Annotated in this window: 13 protein-coding genes and 1 pseudogene; 6 read left to right on the top strand and 8 right to left on the bottom strand. The window is 60.6% G+C overall.

Annotated features, from left to right (window positions below):
• The first annotated feature begins 87 nt into the window (after nucleotides 1-87).
• Both QP970_RS08925 and QP970_RS11770 read left to right on the top strand, forming a co-directional pair.
• Nucleotides 88-366 carry a GntR family transcriptional regulator gene (locus tag QP970_RS08925; protein ID WP_005281564.1) on the top strand — a complete coding sequence of 93 codons (279 nt, stop codon included), beginning with the start codon at nucleotides 88-90 and terminating at the stop codon, nucleotides 364-366.
• Between the two features lie 520 nt (nucleotides 367-886).
• Nucleotides 887-1,507 (top strand): annotated as a pseudogene (locus QP970_RS11770) (DUF1648 domain-containing protein); the annotation flags it as partial.
• Between the two features lie 253 nt (nucleotides 1,508-1,760).
• Here QP970_RS11770 and QP970_RS08935 read toward each other — a convergent pair.
• The 4 genes from QP970_RS08935 to prpD form a co-directional block, all read right to left on the bottom strand.
• Nucleotides 1,761-5,192: a pyruvate carboxylase gene (locus tag QP970_RS08935; RefSeq protein ID WP_284771789.1), complete on the bottom strand. Its 3,432-nt coding sequence runs from the start codon at nucleotides 5,190-5,192 to the stop codon at nucleotides 1,761-1,763.
• Nucleotides 5,193-5,675: 483 nt separating this feature from the next.
• Nucleotides 5,676-6,836 (bottom strand): bifunctional 2-methylcitrate synthase/citrate synthase, encoded by a 1,161-nt coding sequence (locus tag QP970_RS08940; protein WP_239270045.1) that lies wholly within the window; start codon nucleotides 6,834-6,836, stop codon nucleotides 5,676-5,678.
• Nucleotides 6,837-6,849: 13 nt separating this feature from the next.
• Nucleotides 6,850-7,782, bottom strand: coding sequence for a methylisocitrate lyase (gene prpB / locus QP970_RS08945; protein WP_239270044.1), 933 nt, complete (start codon nucleotides 7,780-7,782; stop codon nucleotides 6,850-6,852).
• The gene (gene prpD / locus QP970_RS08950) at nucleotides 7,782-9,293 is read right to left on the bottom strand and encodes a 2-methylcitrate dehydratase PrpD (protein ID WP_239270043.1); all 1,512 of its coding nucleotides are present in this window, start codon (nucleotides 9,291-9,293) and stop codon (nucleotides 7,782-7,784) included. The genes prpB and prpD overlap by 1 nt, the downstream gene beginning before the upstream one ends.
• Nucleotides 9,294-9,458: 165 nt before the next feature.
• On the opposite strand from prpD, the gene QP970_RS08955 reads away from it, so the two are divergent.
• Nucleotides 9,459-10,772: a short-chain fatty acyl-CoA regulator family protein gene (locus tag QP970_RS08955; protein WP_284869864.1), complete on the top strand. Its 1,314-nt coding sequence runs from the start codon at nucleotides 9,459-9,461 to the stop codon at nucleotides 10,770-10,772.
• A 9-nt stretch (nucleotides 10,773-10,781) separates the two neighbouring features.
• Here QP970_RS08955 and QP970_RS08960 read toward each other — a convergent pair whose 3' ends face one another.
• The 4 genes from QP970_RS08960 to upp form a co-directional block, all read right to left on the bottom strand.
• Nucleotides 10,782-12,209, bottom strand: coding sequence for an NAD(P)H-quinone dehydrogenase (locus tag QP970_RS08960; protein WP_005281545.1), 1,428 nt, complete (start codon nucleotides 12,207-12,209; stop codon nucleotides 10,782-10,784).
• A gap of 70 nt (nucleotides 12,210-12,279) precedes the next feature.
• A complete protein-coding gene (locus QP970_RS08965; protein WP_005277354.1) occupies nucleotides 12,280-13,470 on the bottom strand; it encodes a M20 family metallopeptidase in 1,191 nt (396 codons plus the stop codon).
• Nucleotides 13,471-13,548: 78 nt separating this feature from the next.
• Nucleotides 13,549-13,911, bottom strand: coding sequence for a helix-turn-helix domain-containing protein (locus QP970_RS08970; RefSeq protein WP_005281543.1), 363 nt, complete (start codon nucleotides 13,909-13,911; stop codon nucleotides 13,549-13,551).
• A 54-nt stretch (nucleotides 13,912-13,965) separates the two neighbouring features.
• Nucleotides 13,966-14,601 (bottom strand): uracil phosphoribosyltransferase, encoded by a 636-nt coding sequence (gene upp, locus QP970_RS08975; RefSeq protein ID WP_034653796.1) that lies wholly within the window; start codon nucleotides 14,599-14,601, stop codon nucleotides 13,966-13,968.
• A 57-nt stretch (nucleotides 14,602-14,658) separates the two neighbouring features.
• Here upp and QP970_RS08980 point away from each other — a divergent pair, with 57 nt between their 5' ends.
• From QP970_RS08980 to QP970_RS08990, 3 genes are read left to right on the top strand one after another with little or no spacing between them, the layout of a single operon-like run.
• Nucleotides 14,659-14,937 (top strand): chemotaxis protein, encoded by a 279-nt coding sequence (locus QP970_RS08980; protein ID WP_239270040.1) that lies wholly within the window; start codon nucleotides 14,659-14,661, stop codon nucleotides 14,935-14,937.
• Entirely contained in the window at nucleotides 14,938-15,846 is a 909-nt protein-coding gene (locus tag QP970_RS08985) for a C40 family peptidase (RefSeq protein WP_239270039.1), read from the top strand.
• Nucleotides 15,847-15,900: 54 nt separating this feature from the next.
• Nucleotides 15,901-17,139, top strand: a complete 1,239-nt coding sequence (locus QP970_RS08990; RefSeq protein ID WP_239270038.1) for a SatS C-terminal domain-containing protein — start codon at nucleotides 15,901-15,903, stop codon at nucleotides 17,137-17,139.
• Nucleotides 17,140-17,328: the final 189 nt, after the last annotated feature.

Consider the following 17,328-nt stretch of genomic DNA (forward strand, 5'->3'; position numbering starts at 1 on the left):
GATTCTTTTTGCCCTCTTTTCTGTACCACATAAAATAATACAGCTTGTGTTACAGCAAGTAATACAGAAAAAGATTGGAGGTGACAGATGTTCATTACCCTTCACCCCGAATCTGACGTCCCCGTTTTTCAACAGATTCACGATGAAATCGTTTTGGCTATCGCTCGCGGACAGCTTTCCGATGGCGACAAGCTAGATCCCGTCCGCCGCGTTGCCAAGGATATAGGCATTAACCCTGCCACCGTGAAGAAGGCATACGACCTCTTGGTTTCCGAGGACCTTGTAAAACCGCCGGACGCTCCGGCTCCATCGTCAGGCCTGGTGCTCGCACCACCGCGCAAGAAAAACAACTGGAAGAGCAATTAAGCCGCATAGTCGCACTCGCCCGCGCCCAAGGCTTTAGCCCAGATGAGCTCCACGCTCGACTCAGCTCCACCCTTAATGACCTGGAAGTATCACCATGATTTTCACACTCATAATGGCCGCCACCACCCTGGTTATCACCTGGATCATGGCCACAGCCCCCTCCCTGGCCTCACCTGGCACACCGCTCGGAGTGCGCGTGCCCAAGGCTTATCTTTCTGATCCTGCGGTTACCTCCGCCCTCGCCGGATTCAAGATACGCACGTGGAGCTGCGGCATCGTGGCAACGGCCATGTCCCTCTTTGCCTGGAAACTGCCGTTATTAGCCGCACTACCTTCCCTCGTGGTGGCGCTCGGTGGCATGTGGGCTTATGCGTCCCAACGCCGCCGTATCATCGCGGCTAAAAAGGCGGGCGGCTGGTTCGACGAGGTTGAAACCAGCATCGCTGCCCGTGTTTCCACCACAGCCATTGATGCGCCCGAATTTCGCGGCATCCCTACCCCGACCTTTCCGTGGGTAACCATGCTCTCTTCCCTGCTGTGCATCGCGGCCGGTGCCATCATCGTCGCTTCCCACTGGTCCGCCATTCCGGACCCCGTTCCCGTGCACTGGAATGAATCCATGGAGGCCGACAATTGGAGCGACAAATCAATTGGGAGCGTATTTTTCTCCTCATTCGTCGCTTTAGCATTGCTGGGCCTATTTGCCATTATCTGCTCTTTTATCGCGCATAGTGAGGTGTCCCCACGCTCTGAGCGCAGCATTAAAGCGCGGCTGCGTAACGAAGCAAACCTCGCCCTGACGAACACCGGCATGGGAGTCCTCACCCTGCTCATCAGCGCCGGGATGGCGCTGATGCAGGTAACCGGCCCTATCCCGCATTATCAACGCTTCAACGGCGCCGCGATCACCACAATGCTGATTCTCACCATTGGTGGCAGCATCGGTCTAGTTGTATTTCTTCTCTACAAGCAATCCCGGTTATCCGAACAATTGCGCGGTATTCACTTCGCTGATGAAGACAAAGAATCACCGGACAATGACCACCTCTATAAATGGGGAGTAATATATTACAACCCGGATGATCCGGCGGTACTGGTAGATAAGCGCTTCGGTACGGGAATGTCATTTAATTATGCCCGGTGGCAGGCCAAAGTCTTTTTCGGCCTCGTGGTACTCATCTTGGTCGGCTCGTTAGCATTGCCCGTCATCCTTGGTTAAGGCGAGCCTCCGCCATCCTCGCGAATCAACGATTTCGTCCATCTAGAGCAAGGATTTCGTCGACGGTTGCGGTCATTTGGATGGACGAAATCGTTGATTTTTAGCACAGCTAGACACCAAAGCGCCCCGCTGCCTCGAGATAAATCGAGGGAAGCGGGGCGCTTGAGTGTGCAGACTAGTTGATTACGGCAATGAGGTCGCCGCCTTCCACCTTGGTGGCCTGGCCAATGGCCACGCGTTCGACCACGCCATCCTTGGTGGCGGAAATGGAAGCTTCCATCTTCATGGCCTCGATGACCGCGATTTGGTCGCCGGCCTTGACCTCGTCGCCTGGCTCTGCCGTGGGGTTGACCACACCGGCGAACGGGGCCGCTACGTGGCCGTCATTGGACGGGTCCGCCTTCTCCACCGTGGCCACGGTGGATTCGGCGTTTTCATCGCGCACCTTCATCGGGCGGATTTGGCCGTTGACGTTGAGCACAACATTGCGCATGCCCTTCTCATCCGGCTCACCCACGGCATCGAGGCGCACCACGATCTGCTTAAGGTTGGAGCGATCGGTGGAATCTTCTGGGAAGAAGTGCACTACCTTTTCTTCGCCTTCGGTCAGGCCGTAGAAGAAGGTCGTATCCGTCAGCGCCTCGGTATTGCCATACTTGCGGCGGAACTCGTTGAATTCCTCGAACTGCTTGGGGAAGAGCAGGCGGTTCAGGCTGGCGCGGCGCTCATCCGAGTTATCCGACTCCAGGTGCGGCTGCTCCTCTGCCGGGACATCGTTAATCTGCGCACCGGTTTCGGCGCGGCCATCGAGGACCTTATCGCGCAGCTCCGGCCAGCCACCCGGAGGGGTACCCAGCTGGCCGCGGAGGAATTGATCCACGGAATCCGGGATATCGTACTTCGTCGGGTTCGCCGCAAAGTCTTCCGGAGAAACGCCGGTGCCCACGAGATGGAGCGCCAAATCACCCACCACCTTGGAGGACGGGGTGACCTTGGTGGGGCGGCCTAGCATCTCGTTGACGGCGGCGTAGTTATCCTCGATGACCTCGAAGCGATCCGCCAGGCCCAATGCGACGGCCTGCGCGCGCAGGTTCGACAGCTGACCACCCGGAATCTCGTGCTTGTACACACGGCCGGTCGGGCCAGGAATGCCGTTCTCGAACGGGGCGTATAGCTGACGCACGGCCTCCCAATACGGCTCCAAATCCGAGACCGCTTGCAGGTCGATTCCTGTATCGCGCTTGGAGTTGGAGAATGCAGCGATGAGCGCGGAAAGCGAAGGCTGCGACGTGGTGCCGGCCAGCGGTGCCGAGGCGCCATCGACGATATCGGCGCCGGCGCGCGCCGCCGCGAAGTAGGTAGCGATCTGGCCACCGGCGGTATCGTGCGTGTGGACGTGGACCGGCAGGTCGAATTCCTTGCGCAGCGCGGTCACCAGCGTGTGTGCGGCCTCTGGGCGCAGCAGGCCGGCCATGTCCTTAACGGCCAGGATGTGCGCGCCGGATTCTACAATCTGCTCGGCGAGCTTCAAGTAGTAATCCAAGGTGTAGAGGTCTTCCTTCGGCGAAGAAAGGTCACCGGAATACGCCATGGCTACCTCGGCCACGGTGGTATTCGTCTCGAGCACGGCATCGATGGCAGGGCGCATCTGGGAGACATCGTTAAGCGCATCGAAAATGCGGAAGACATCCACACCGGACTTGGCCGCTTCCTGCACGAAGGCGCGGCAGACCGAATCCGGGTACGGGGTATAACCCACGGTATTGCGCCCGCGCAGGAGCATCTGGATGTTCTGATTCGGCATGGCCTCGCGCAGTAGGTCCAAGCGCACCCAGGGATCCTCGTGGAGGAAGCGCATGGCCACGTCATAGGTAGCACCGCCCCACGCCTCCACAGAGAAGAGGTCCGGGGTCAAGCGCGCCACGGCCTCTGCCGCTGAGACCAAGGCGGTGCTGCGCACGCGGGTAGCAAGCAGGGACTGGTGGGCATCGCGGAACGTCGTGTCCGTAACCATCAATGGTTCTTGGGCACGAATCTTTTCCGCGTACTTCTGTGGCCCTAGCTCCAGGAGATCATCGCGGGAACCGCGCGGGAGCGGCTCTTCCGTGTTGAACTCCGGCAGCTTATCAAACGGGCGCAGCGCGGTGGGCCTATCACCATTGGGCTTATTCACGGTGACATCCGCGATGTAGTCCAGGATACGACCGGACTCATCTACCGCCGGTGGCGCCTTGAGCAGATCCGGGTGCTCGGTAATGAATCCAGTATCGACGCGGGTATTGACGAAGTCAGATTCATTGAGCAACGCGCGCAGGAAGCCGATATTGGTGGCCACGCCGGAGACGTGGAACTCGTTCAGCGCGCGGCGAGCACGGTGCACAGCCTGCTCGAAGGTGGTGCCGCGGCAGGTCATCTTCACCAACAGGGAGTCGAAGTTGGGCGATACCTCAGCACCCACGGAGGTAGCGCCGTCCAAGCGTACACCAGCGCCGCCCGGCGAGCGATATGCGGTCAACGTACCCGTATCTGGGCGGAAGCCGTTATTCGGGTCTTCGGTAGTAATGCGGCACTGCAGGGCGGAGCCGGTAATGGTGATATTTTCTTGCGACAGGTTGATGTCTTCCAAGGAAGCACCGGCGGCGATATTCATCTGCGCCTTGACGATGTCCACACCGGTAACCTCCTCGGTCACGGTGTGCTCCACCTGCACGCGTGGGTTCATCTCAATAAAGACGTGGTTGCCGCGCTCGTCCACGAGGAATTCCACCGTGCCGGCGCCCTCATAGTTAATGTGCTCGCAGAAGTTCACGGCATCCTGGCAGATGCGATCGCGCAGCTCCGGATCCAGCGACGGCGCGGGAGCGATCTCTACGACCTTCTGGTGGCGGCGCTGCACGGAGCAATCGCGTTCAAAGAGGTGAATGACATTGCCCTGGGCATCCGCGAGCACCTGCACCTCAATGTGTTGCGGATTAATCACCGCGGTCTCGAGGTACACGCTGCCATCACCAAAGGCCGCCTCGGCCTCGCGCGAGGCTTCTGCTGCCCGTTCGCGCAGCTCAGATTCCGATTCCACGTAGCGCATACCGCGCCCTCCACCGCCAGAGACGGCCTTGACAAAGACTGGGAAGCTGAAGTCACCGGCGTCTGCCACCAGCTTATCGATGTCCGTAGTCGGCTCCGAGTCCTGCAGCGTCGGCAGCCCTGCTTCCTTCGCGGCGTTAACCGCAGCGGATTTATCACCGGTGAGATCCAGCGTGCTCGGGGTGGGGCCAATGAACTTAATGCCATTATCCTCGCAGGCACGGGCCAAATCGGCGCGCTCGGACAAGAAGCCGTAACCCGGATAGATTGCGTCCGCCTCAGACTTCTTGGCAGCGCGGATGATTTCCTCGATATCGAGGTATGCCTTGACGGGCTGTCCCTCGTCACCAATGCGCACTGCCTCATCCGCAAAGGCGCGGTGGAAGGAGTTGCGATCTTCACGAGGATAGACGGCGACGGTCTTCGCCCCCGTTTCAAAGGCAGCGCGGAAGGCACGCACGGCGATTTCACCGCGGTTGGCTACCAAAATCTTGTCGAACGATGGAAGGGCGGAATTGGCCACTTGGGTGTTCCTTTCAACTTGGAAGACACTGCGTTGCAATGTCCCCACTGGGGTGATCCGTCTCTCAGTTTAGAGATAAAAATAGTTTTTATCATCCCTTTTTTGAACGGAATTTTCTACACTCACCTGCAACTTAAACCCCGCGAAAGCAATTTCTGCCAGTCAACCAGTAATAACAGGCCTAACAATTTTGCAAAGTCTGCAAATTTCATCTGGCAAATTTTTCGCAGCCGGTACCGCAGCCGCAGCTGGATCCGCAGCCGCAGTCGGGGCCGGAGCTGCAGCCGCTACATGCGCATCCTCCTATGCAATACCTGAGGCGAAAATGCAACATCTGAGGGCGCGGGTCGCTCAGTTATACCGTAGAAGGATGCACATATAGCGTAGGAGGATGCGCAAATGCTCCCCACGCAGGCATGGGGAGCATGGACGGCTCACTACCCGGTTACACGGACCGCCCGAACCGCGCGGGAAGCCGAGTGTTTAGAAGGACTTCGGTGGAACGGAGCGCTGGTCTTCGCCGACGTATGCGGACAGCGGGCGAATCAGCGAGTTGTTCTCATTTTGTTCCACGATGTGCGCGGTCCAGCCGGTAATGCGGGCCATGACGAAGATCGGGGTGAAGAACTGAATGTCGAACCCGAGGATGTGGTAGGCAGGGCCGGCCGGGAAGTCCAGGTTTGGCTTGATCTTGATCGAGGTGTTTTCCTCCATGGTCTTGGCCATGATGTCGTACATCTCGATCCACTTGGTCTGGTCGTGCTGCTCCGCCAACTCCTTGAAGGCGGCTTCCATGGTGGGAACGCGGGAGTCGCCGTTCTTGTACACGCGGTGACCAAAGCCCATGACCAGTTCCTTATTAGCCAGCTTGTTCTTGGTCCACTCCTCTGCCTTGGCAGGATCGTCTACCTCGAGGAAGTTCTTCATGACGGCCTCGTTGGCACCGCCGTGCAGTGGTCCCTTGAGAGCGCCAATGGCGGCGACGATGGCGGAGTAGGTATCAGACATCGTGGAGGTAACCACGCGTGCCGAGAAGGTTGAGGCATTGAAGGAGTGCTCGGCATAAAGGATGAGGGACTTATCAAAGGCCTCGATATCGGCGCGGTTTACCGCTGGGGAGCCTTCTTCATCGCCGAAGACCATCCACAGGAAGTTTTCGGCAAAGCCCTTCTTGCGGGACGGCTCGATGTAGCCCTCACCGCGGCGGCGACGGATATCGAGCGCGATGATGGTGGGGATCTTCGCCATGAGCTCGAGCGCGGTACGGCGCACGTGCTCGGAGTCCTTGGTGTATTCCTCCGCATCCTGGGCACCGATGAAGGAAATCGCCGTGCGCAGAACGTCCATTGGGTGGCAGCTTTGCGGCATGGACATGATCAGGTCAATGAGGTGGCGGTCCAGGTGACGCAATGCCTTCTCACGCGCGGAGAAGCGGATGAGGGATTCTTGCCCCGGCAGCTTGCCATTCCACAAGAGGTACGCAACCTCTTCGAAGGAGCAGTAGCGGGCCAGTTCTTGGACCGGGTAGCCGCGGTAGGTCAAGGAGTTGGTCTCAGGAACGACCTTGGAAATGGCGGTTTCATCAACAACGACGCCATAAAGCCCCTTGCGGATTTCTGGGGTTTCGTTTTTCTTATCGGACATGGCCACTGGCTCCTTAGCCTTCAAAAGTGGGTTGATAGTTGTCTTTGGAATAGGTGAATACGGACTGGTCGAACTCGTTGTATTCCTGGTAGCGGACCAGTTCGTACAGGCGGGAGCGGTGCTGCATGCGCTCTAACCACTCAGTCTGGATACCGGTTTCCTGCAAGTCGCGCAGGAATTCTTCGGTAGCGCCCATGGCCACGCGGAAGCTGGAGACCGGCCAGATCACGGCGTTGTATCCCAGTCCGTCGAGGGTCTTTGCTGATTGCAGCTCGGTTTTGCCGAACTCCGTCATATTCGCCAACAGCGGCGTATCCACGGCGGCGCGGAACTTTTCAAAGTCCGCAGGGGAATACAGCGCCTCGGTGAAAATCAGATCCGCACCGGCTTCGGCATAGGCCTTAGCGCGATCGATGGCGTCATCGATGCCATTGACACCGGCGGCATCAGTGCGCGCGCAGATGATGAAATTAGGATCGCGGCGCTCATTGACGGCCGCGCTGATGCGGCGGACCATGACTTCCTTGTCCACCACTTCCTTGCCATCGAGGTGCCCGCAACGCTTCGGGTTAACCTGGTCCTCCAGGTGGCAGCCGGCCAGGCCGGCATCCTCGAGGGCGGCGACGGTGCGGGCGGCGGACATGGGTTCGCCGAAGCCGGTATCGGCATCGACAAGCACGGGCAAGTCGGTAGCGCGCGCGATCTGCCCGGCGCGCTGGGCCACCTCGGTCAAGGTGGTAAGCCCGATATCGGGCAGGCCTAAATCGTTAGCCAGCACCGCGCCGGATACGTAGACGCCGTCGAAACCGCCAATGTCCTGGATAAGACGGGCGGTCAGCGGATTAAACGCGCCCGGCAGCGTGGTAATCGATCCGGATTCGATGGATTTGCGGAAGTTCGCACGCTTTTCAGCGTTGGTGATTGTAGAACCAAATAGTCCAGCCATTAGAAGATTCCCTCCGGTTTCTCGGGCGCGGTGGCGAGGTGCTCATCGCTGACCCGCACGTTGAGTTCGGTTAGATCGGTGAGGTTTTCTAGGTCTTGCACGGCGGTGAGGAAGCGCTCTTGCTCGGCCTCGTCGACGACGCCATCGGCAAGCTTTTTGAACTTGGCAATGTACTGCTCGCGGGCGAAGGGGCGGGCGCCCAGCGGGTGGGCGTCTGCCACGGCGCGCTCGTCCTCGATGACGGTGCCGTCCTTGAAGGTGATAACTGCCTTGCCACCGAAGGCCTTTTCCTCCAGGTCGTTGGAGTGATAGCGGCGCGTCCACTCGGGATCCTCGACGGTGGAGATCTTCTGCCACAGCTCGATGGTCTCCGGGCGGTTGGAGCGCTCAGGGGAATAGGAGGTTTCGTGGTCCCACACGCCATCTTCTAGCGCGACCGCGAAGATGTACATCACAGAGTGGTCCAGGGTTTCGCGAGAGGCGGAAGGATCCATCTTTTGCGGGTCGTTCGCGCCGGTGCCGATGACGTAGTGGGTGTGGTGGGAGGTGTGCAGCACGATGGACTCGATATCCGCCGTCTTGAGGCCCTTGTCCTCTAGCGTCTTTTTCAGCGCAAAGGCCATATCGATGGGCGCCTGCGCCTGGTATTCCGCGGAGTGTTCCTTAGTGTAGGTATCCAGGATGGCGGTCTTGGCCTCCCCGTTTTCCGGCAGGGGCACGGTGTAGGTGCGCTCTGGCGAATGCAGCATCCAGGCGATGAACCCGTCCTCGCCCTCCCAGATCGGCGCCGGGGCACCCTCGCCGCGCATGGTGCGGTCGACGGCCTCGATGGCCATCTTGCCGGCGAAGGCTGGCGCGTAGGCCTTCCACGAAGAAATCAGGCCCTTGCGGGACTGGCGGGTTGCCGTGGTGGTGTGCAGCGCCTGGCCGACGGCCTGGTAAATCGTGTCCCTATCCAGGCCCAACATGGTGCCAAGCCCCGCGGCTACCGATGGCCCCAAGTGCGCCACGTGGTCGATCTTGTGCTCGTGCAGGCACATGCCTTTGACCAGGTTGACCTGGATTTCATAGCCGGTTGCAATGCCGCGGATAAGGTCGCGACCGCTCAGACCCTTGTGCTGCGCTGCAGCAAGGAGCGGTGGAATATTATCGCCGGGGTGTGAATACTCGGCAGCGAGGAAGGTATCGTGGTAGTCCAACTCGCGGACCGCAGTGCCATTGGCCAGTGCTGCCCACTCCGCGGAATACGTGCCATCGATGCCGAAGATGGTGGATCCGCCCTTGTCCACGGGATGGGCTTCTGCCATCACCCGCGCGGAGGTGACGGGGCCACGGGCAACGGAGGCCATAGCTACGGAGGCGTTATCGATGATGCGGTTGATGATCATCTCGGTGGTTTCTTCCGGGACCTCTACGGGGTCCGCGGCCACCTCGGCCACCTTGTACGCCAAGTGCTCCTCGTAGGGGAAGTCCTCGGCGGATTTATGAGTGCGTACCTCATGGTTTTTCACTGGTTGCGTCCTCCTTCATCAAGAATGCGTTGCACATCACAGTAAATGCTTGCATGTGGTGCACGCTATAGGTAATGTTTGTGGAAATTAGCGGACTTCTTTTGTGAAATCTGCAAAACTTGTGATTTTCACAGCGCATGGGCCTTAAAGGAAGGAGGGGGACGCATGACCAAGCACTACGCGGGGGCACGGATTCACGCTTTGCGCAAGCAGCGCGGGCTCACCCAGGTGGCGATGGCGAAGAAACTCGGGCTATCCACGAGCTACCTCAACCAATTGGAAAACGACCAGCGCCCACTCACCGTGACCGTGTTAATGCAGCTAGCCCAGCGCTTCACCGTGGATCCCAGCTACTTCGCCGAAGACCGCGATATCCATACGATTACCGAACTCCGCCACATCTTCCCCGATGCCTCTGAAGAAACACTCTCGGATCTCGCCTCCCGCTTTCCCGAGTTGATGCCGCGGTTTGTCGACGTTGCCTCCCGCGCGCCCGCCGCGGACCCCTCCCCCTTTGAAGTGGTGCGTGATTTCTTTTATGACGCACATAATTACATCCACGAGCTCGATGTGCTCGCAGAGGAACTAGCCGGGCAATTGGGCGATCGCGTTCTGCGCCGCGGCCGGCTCGCCTCCCGGATGCATGAGGATCTGGGGGTTACGGTGCGCTTTTCCAGGCCCGGCCCTCGGCGGAGCTTCGACCCAGACACGCGCGAGCTCTCGCTGCGCGATGGGTTATCTGAGGCACAATTGGTCTTTGAGATGGCCCTGCAATACTGCCTGCTGGCCTACGGCGATATCTGCGACAACCTCGTATCTGAACTGCCCGAAGGTGAATCCCAAGACTTAGCCACCCTGGGCCTTGCGCAGTACTTCGCGGCGGCGGTGACCATGCCCTACCAGCACTTTCTCAGCATGGCAGAAGATACCCGCTACGATATCGACCTGCTATGCAACTACTTTGGAACCGGGTTTGAAACAACGGCGCAGCGCCTCGCCACGCTCCAGCGCCCAGGGCTAAAGGGCGTGCCGTTTTCCTTCATCCGCACCGACCGCGCGGGCAATATTTCCAAGCGGCAGTCCTCCACTGCCTTTCACTTCGCGCGCTCTGGTGGATCCTGCCCCCTGTGGGTAGTCCACCGCGCCTTTGAAACCCCGAACCGCATTACCCGGCAGGTCGCCGCCATGCCAGACGGCCATGCTTACCTGTGGATCGGGCGTTTCGTGCAGGGAACGGCCAAGTCGTGGGGTACGCCGCGCAAGGAATTCGCTGTAGGCCTAGGCTGCGATATCACCCAGGCGGATCGCATCGTATATGCCGATGCCCTGAACCTAGACATCTCCGCCGCCACCCCGATTGGCCCAGGCTGTACGGCCTGCCCCCGCGAATTCTGTCCGCAGCGCGCCCTGCCGGAGGCAGATAGGCCGATCAAAATCGAGCTCAACCGCACTGCAGAGCAGGCCTACTCCACGTTCTAGGAACGAGGTTTATTCCAGGTCATCGTGGGCCACCAAGCGGCGGGCGGCCTCGGTAATGGTGCCGGAAAGCGATGGGTAGACCGCGAAAGAATCGGCCAGCTGGTTCACCGTGAGCTGGTTGGTCACCGCCATCGCAATCGGCAGGATGAGCTCGGAGGCGGTCGGCGCGACGATGACGCCACCGATCACGCGGCCGGAGGTAGCACGGCAGAATAGCTTGACAAAACCGTGCTGCAGCGAACGCATCTTTGCACGCGGGTTGGTATTGAGCGGCATGGTAATGGCGCGGGCGGCGACCTCACCGGCCTCGATCTCGGCCTGGGTAAAGCCGACCGCGGCGATCTCCGGGCGGGTAAAGACCGCGTTAGCCACGGTCTTCAGGCGCAGCGGCGAGACGCCTTCACCGAGCGCGTGGTACATCGCCACGCGGCCCTGCATCGCGGCCACGGAGGCAAGCGGGAAGAGATCGGAGCAGTCACCGGCTGCGTAAATGCCGGCAATATTGGTGCGCGAGACGCGGTCTACCTGGATGTGGCCAGACTTCGCGGTTTCCACGCCCACGTTTTCCAGCTTCAGGTCCTTGGTATTCGGGACGGAACCAATGGACATGATGACGTGCGAGCCATGGATCTCACGGCCGTCCTGCGTGGTGACCAGCACGTTGCCGTCCTCAGTGCGGTTAACGGTTTCCACGCGGCAGTTCTTTTCCAGCTCCACGCCGCGCTCGCTCAGCACGGTTTCGAGGACGTCGGCGGCATCGGCATCATCATGCGGCAAGATGCGATCGCGCGAGGCCACCATCGTGACCTTGACGCCCAGCTCGGCGAAGGCCGAGACGAACTCGGCACCGGTGACACCGGAACCCACCACAATGAGGTGCTCTGGCAGCTCGGTGAGGTTATATACCTGCTGCCAGGTCAGGATGCGCTCGCCATCCGGCTGGGCGCCGGGCAAAATGCGTGGGGTGGCGCCGGTAGCAACCAAGACGAGATCCGCATCCAGCGTCTCCTCGTGGCCATCCTCGTTGAAGACCGCGGTGACCTTGTGCCCGCCGAAGGCATCGGCCTGCTGATCCTCCGGGAAGTGCGCGCGGCCATCGATAACGCGGGCACCCAGGGAATCCATGGTATTGCGGATATCACCGGATTGCTTAGCCGCTAGGTCCTGCACGCGCTGGTTCAGCGCGCTGATGGAAAGCTGTGCCTTGCCGATGCCCTCGTTCAGCTCCATGTCATCCGCGCGGCGCAAGTCCGTTTTAATATTGGCGCCGGCGATGAAGGACTTGGAGGGAACACAGTCCAAGACCACGCTATTGCCGCCCATGCCTTGGTCTTCGATGATGGTGATTTCCGCGCCGTACTTGGCGCCAGCCAGCGCTGCCTCGTAGCCCGCTGGGCCACCGCCGATGATGACAATTCGCTTGGTCTGGTTCAACACGCAATTGCTCCTTTATAGGCTCCACTTTTAAAGTCGCCTACGAGTCTAACCCGTAGGTAACCCCAGCGCGTTAGTCCGCCTGCGCATTCTCCCCCATAAATTGCTCGACGACGGCCCCAAAAAGCTTAATGCCCACACCAATTGCCCGCTCATCCACGATGAGGTCGCCCATGTGCAGATCGTGCTGCTCCCCCTCCCCGGACCAGCAACCAAGGCGCGCCATGGAACCGGGTACCTTTTCCAAGTACCAGGAAAAGTCCTCCCCGCCGGAAGACTGCGGGGCCTGAACCACGGCCTGCGGGTCGATGGACTGTGCGGCAGAAGCGAGCATGGCGGTAGCGACGTCATCGTTAAGCACCGGCGGGACACCTCGGTTATAGGACAATTCGTGCTCTACCCCTACCGGTGCAAGGATCTGATCCACTAACTCCGCGAAGAGTTCCTGCATCTGGCGCCAGATGGTGATATCGGCGGTGCGCATCGTGCCGGTCAGCATGCCGGTTTCCGGGATTGCGTTAGGGGCGTAGCCGGAATTGACCTGGCCAAAGACCAAAACCGTGCCGGTGCGCGGGTCGACGCGGCGCGACAGCAGCGCCGGCAGCTCCGTAATAACCTTGCCCAGCGCATAGACCACGTCCGCGGATAGGTGCGGGCGCGAGGTATGCCCGCCCGGGCCCTTAATCTTGAGCTCCACTACGTCCGTTGCGGAGGTAATGGCCCCGGCGCGGATTCCGATGCGCCCCACGCGCAACTTCGGCTCGGCGTGGATGGCAAAGATGGAATGCACGCCTTCTAACGCGCCCCAAGAAATAACGTCGGTGGCCCCGCCGACCCACACCTCCTCTGCCGGTTGGAAGATGACGCGAATGCCCAGCTCCAGCTCATTAACCCGCTGAAAATCCGCCAGCGCGCACGCCAAGCCGAGCGCCACGGTAGTGTGCACATCGTGGCCGCACGCGTGCATGGTCCCGGGCTTCTCGGAGGTAAACTCCAGCCCTGTTACCTCCGTGATGGGCAGGGCATCGATATCGGCGCGGAAGGCCAAGCGGCCAAGCTCCGTGTCCGGGCCGATGTCTACCATGAGGCCGGTGTGCGGGAAGCGCTGCGGCTCAAGCCCGTAATCCGCAAGGATATTCGCGATGTAATTGGTGGTTTCCACCTCTTGGTTCGCCGTTTCCGGATTGCGGTGGATATGGCGCCGCCACGCGATGACCTCCGCACGGTGAGCATCGAACCACTCGTTAATAAACTCCGAGATCACGCGCACGCCTCCCTGTTGCTGGACTATCTCTTGGAGGCAGTCTACAACTAGACCATGCGGTTCAGTAAGTCAGGGTGGTTAGCCCCGCGCATTACTAAAGCGCCGCTGGTTGATGTAGTCCTGTGGAAAGGGCGCCACGTCTTCTACCCCGAGCACGGCGGAGTCTGCCAAGTGGCCCTCCACCACGTCCCCACCGGCCGGCAAGAGGACCGCCGGCGGGATTTCTAAAGCCAGCGCCAGCTTGTACACCGTGGATAATTGCGGGTCCGCCATGGTGTGTAGGCCATTTTCATTGCGTTCCAGGTTAGAAATCTGGCTGCGCGATACCCCCGAAATATCCGCAAGCACTTGCTGGGATACCCCGCGCCGCTCGCGCACGCGGCGCAGTTGTTGCGAAAATCCGTAGCCGTAGCTCGACCACATTAGTTGAATAAAACTCACGATCTTTTCCCCCTTTTGAAAGCCACCTTCGGGCTTTCAGGGAGAAATACTAGCTTAAAGATCGATATTGCGCGGGCCGTATAGGCGATCGCCGGCATCGCCAAGCCCCGGCACGATATAGGCATCCGCATTGAGTTCAGGGTCAATGGCGGCGGTGACGAGGCGAACGGGAAGGCCCGATTTCTCCAGCGCATCCACGCCGTTTTGGGCCGAGACCATGCAGATGGCAGTGATATCGGTAGCGCCGCGGGCGGCCAAGAGGCGCAGGGCGTGCAGCAGGGATCCGCCGGTGGCCAGCATGGGATCAACGACGAAGACGGTGCGCCCGGTGAGGTCTTGCGGCAGCGCCTCCAAGTACGGCACGGGCTCGTGGGTTTCTTCATCGCGCGCCATGCCGATGAACCCGACCTGGGCATCCGGAATCATCGACAGGGCAGGATCCACCATGCCGAGGCCTGCGCGAATGATGGGCACGATGATGGGTGGATCCTGCAGGCGGGTGCCTTGCGCTGTGGCAACCGGGGTTTCGCAAGCGAAGTTTTCTACCGCCAAATCGCGGGAGGCTTCATATACGAGCATGGTTCCCAGGTCCTTGAGCGCGGCGCGAAAAGCGGAGTTATCACTGCGCGCATCGCGCATCAGGGTCAGGCGGGAAGCGGCAAGCGGGTGGTCTACGACGTGGATATCCATGCCCACTACTTTAAACTTTTTGGGAACCACTTGGGCCATTGGCCAGTCCAATAGGGCATGAGACCATTTCAGATAGATACCGCCCACGCCCGCCATTTAGCCCGTGACCTGCACGCGAACGCGCAGGGAGACAATCCACCCCACCCGGCATTGCCCGAAGATTCGGCCTTTACCAGGTTCAATGAAGCGGTCCATGCCGCCTTAGACAATATTGGGGCGCGGATGACCATGCTGCGCCACGATATGGGGCACATCGCGCAGTCTTCCTTCCAGATGTCGCGCGAGGCGGAAGACTCCGATGCGGCGTTGCGCGACTCCCTCGGGGCGGCGATCTAAGTGCTTGCTACCGCCATTAAAAACATCGCCGCGCTGCAGCCTTCGCCGCTTCCCGATGTCCAACTTCCCCGCGTCCCAGATCTCTCCGCCGCGCAACCGCTGGCGGATATCGCGCACGGCGATGCCTCGCAGCTTATCGCCGCCGCGAACCTCCTCACCGGCGATAACGAGACCGTCTCCGCAGTACTTGGCCAGGCCCGAGGCCTCGTTACGGCGGCTGCCGGCGATATCTTTGGCATCGGCACGCAGCTTATCCAGGCCGCGGCGCCCATCGCGATGGGATTAATCTCCCTCGATCCCGCCTCCCGCGCCGCAGCGCTTGCGTCCCTTCGCACCGTAATAGACGAGCACATTGGCTTGGCGATGGCCCGAGTCAACCGCCTGAAAGACGAGCTCACCACCACCGCGGCGGCCCTGTTGCCCATCTCCCAGCGGCCGGTGGAATCCGCCGTCGGCCAGCCCCAGCAGGCCACGGCCGCCGCGGCGACGCATAGCGCCGTGGCTCCTCCGGCGGAGCTCGGTGCTGCACCCGCGCCGCACCCATCAGCGGGCGCAGAAGCCGGCTCGGAGGCAGGCCGCGCGGCCGTGGCCGCGGCTAAGAGCCAAGTGGGCCAGCCCTATACCTGGGGCGGAACCGGCAACGGTGGCTTTGACTGCTCGGGGCTTACTCAATGGGCCTATTCCCAGGCAGGGGTGGATATTCCGCGCACGGCGGACCAGCAGGCCATCGGCAAGCAGGTCAGCGCCGATCAGCTCCAGCCCGGCGATCTGGTGGTCTGGGATGGCCATGTGGCGATGTATTCCGGCAATGGCGAGATTGTGGAGGCCGGGGACCCCGTGCAGACCAACCCGCTGCGCACGAATAATATGGGCATGCAATTTAAGGGTTTTTGGCGGCCGACTGCCTGACAAGGCCCCGGCAATTCCGCGCGGCAGCTGGGGCGTTGGGTAGACTAAAAGCTCATGAGTACCCGTGCGATTGTGCCTATTAAGCTCTCCTTGACTGAGGGCGATTTTTATACCCTCTGGGCGCCCAAGTGGCGCGAAAATGGCTCCGAGTGGCAGGCCTTTTTGGGCGACGATGACTCCGTTTTGGTCTTTGATTCCCCCGCTGAGCTGCTGTGCTACCTCGAGTCCGATGCCAAGCATGACCTGCTGGATCACCCGCAGTGGGAGCATTTTTCCGCCCGCCCGGCGCACCGCGTCACCCCGGCCAAGCGCGATGAATACGATCTCATCGGCATGCCAGAAGCCCTCGCCGGCCGCCCCAGCCACGCCAATGTCTCCACCGTGGCGCGCGACCTCGAGGTGGCATCCGCGCTTGCCGATGTCGCCGCTGCCGAACAGACCACCATCTTCTTCGCCACCCACTCCATCCTGCGCAACGTCTCCCGCGGCGCCGACCACTACTCCGGCGAGCAGGGAATGAACGAATGGACCGGCGTCGGGCGGGTCATCTTGACCAACTGGAAGAAGGTCATCGCGGATCTGGATAAGCACGTCCGCGTGGTTCCGAGCGATGAATTCGACGCCGCCGCTATCTCCGATGCCGAAACCCGCATCTCCGAGGCAGCGAGTGCCGCCGACGCTGCCGCCAAGGAAGCCGAAGAAAAGCGCAAGGCCGCAGCAGACGCCGCCGATCCTTATGACGAGTCCCCCTGGGCCGCCGCCGGAATCGACCCGATTAAAATCACCGCGCAGTCCAAGTCCGTCTACACGCTGCGCACCTACCTGGACGGCAAGCCCATCTTCTTGGGCAAGTGGGGCGAAATCTTTACCTTCGATTCCTCCAAGACCCTGGTGCGGTGGCTCATCGATAATGATGACCATGACTTAGCGCGCGTGTCCACCTGGCAGGACGTCGTCACCGCAGCCAACGCCGGCGAGCTAGAGGTGCAGGTCCACCCGGATAACCAATATTCCTTCAATGGCATCGTGCGCGATATTGAAAAGGGGCCCGAAGCGGTCGACTCCGACCAGCTAGCCCGCTGCTACGAGGTCTGCGCCGATGCCGCGGACTGGGCCGGGGACGATTCCATCAACTCCTATATGCTGGCCAATCCGCGCTTGCAGGACTACCTCGGCTACATGCTCGGTTCCACCGAACACGCCGGCTACGTCCCGTCGAAGCCCTATAACGAGCACGCCGAGTCCTGGAAGGGCCTCGAGAACATGCTAATTAAGCGTTTTTCCCGCTTTTAGGCTTTTACTCTGCCCTGCGGACTACCGGCTCTAGCGACCTCAGCTGCCGGTATCGGCCACTAACCGCCAACCGCCCCAGTCCAACCACTCCTCATAGTGGAGCGTGGACTGGGTGACGCGCGACGCTATTTAGTACCGGTAGGGCGGTATCGAGTACCGACCGGTGCGGATATCGGGTACCGGGGGTAG

The organism is Corynebacterium sp. MSK073 (assembly GCF_030232085.1).
Lineage (GTDB): Bacteria > Actinomycetota > Actinomycetes > Mycobacteriales > Mycobacteriaceae > Corynebacterium.

What these genes read in the sequence shown, in the direction of transcription:
- QP970_RS08925 (WP_005281564.1), top strand. Translation starts at nt 88, where the DNA reads ATGTTCATTACCCTTCACCCCGAATCTGACGTCCCCGTTTTTCAACAG.
- QP970_RS08940 (WP_239270045.1), bottom strand. Translation starts at nt 6,836, where the DNA reads ATGTCCGATAAGAAAAACGAAACCCCAGAAATCCGCAAGGGGCTTTAT.
- prpB (WP_239270044.1), bottom strand. Translation starts at nt 7,782, where the DNA reads ATGGCTGGACTATTTGGTTCTACAATCACCAACGCTGAAAAGCGTGCG.
- QP970_RS08955 (WP_284869864.1), top strand. Translation starts at nt 9,459, where the DNA reads ATGACCAAGCACTACGCGGGGGCACGGATTCACGCTTTGCGCAAGCAG.
- upp (WP_034653796.1), bottom strand. Translation starts at nt 14,601, where the DNA reads ATGGATATCCACGTCGTAGACCACCCGCTTGCCGCTTCCCGCCTGACC.
- QP970_RS08980 (WP_239270040.1), top strand. Translation starts at nt 14,659, where the DNA reads ATGAGACCATTTCAGATAGATACCGCCCACGCCCGCCATTTAGCCCGT.
- QP970_RS08990 (WP_239270038.1), top strand. Translation starts at nt 15,901, where the DNA reads ATGAGTACCCGTGCGATTGTGCCTATTAAGCTCTCCTTGACTGAGGGC.